The organism is Chlorobaculum thiosulfatiphilum, from assembly GCF_006265165.1.
Classification (GTDB): domain Bacteria; phylum Bacteroidota; class Chlorobiia; order Chlorobiales; family Chlorobiaceae; genus Chlorobaculum; species Chlorobaculum thiosulfatiphilum.
In genome coordinates, this window is sequence record NZ_VDCH01000063.1 from 1 (window position 1) to 563 (window position 563).

General features: G+C 35.7%; 1 protein-coding gene. It reads left to right on the plus strand.

Features of this window, described 5'->3' with window-relative positions:
- Window positions 1-563 (plus strand): DUF4238 domain-containing protein (locus FGF66_RS12375; protein ID WP_139457951.1); only part of this gene is annotated, 563 nt, incomplete at both ends.

Genomic DNA, 563 nt, shown 5'->3' on the forward strand with positions numbered 1-563 from the left:
CTGCGGCAAACTCAACATGGCTATCGAATCATGACGGAACAGCAGAAGCCCTTACCCACGATATTCTGCGAAGAACCGTTAATCATAAAACCCTAACAAGATCATACTTTTATAATCTTCCTGAGGATAACCCCAAAAAGCCCTTGATTGAAAATTTTCTTAGTATGGTTGAAGGAGATTATGTAAAATATTCTAAGGAAATCATTGAAGAAAGTACAAATAACGAAAATATGTCATTTATGTCATATTTTGTTATACTGCAATTCATGAGGGTTGAAGCATTTCTTGAGTCATTTCAGAGTTCCTTTGATAAGGTCGCTGAATGGGCGGATATGTATGTGGGTGGGAATAGTTATAAAACCGCTTTTAAGGATATTGCTAAAAGGCAATTACTGGAAACAGATTTAGGTGATATTTTGTATTTGCATTCAGTGATTATCTATAACAAAACAGATTTTCCATTTATAACATCCGACAACCCAGTAGTTATTACTCCGGCCAATAAAGGTATCAATTCTTGGCATAGCGAACATTGGGATGATCAAACAGTTTTTCGACTTTGC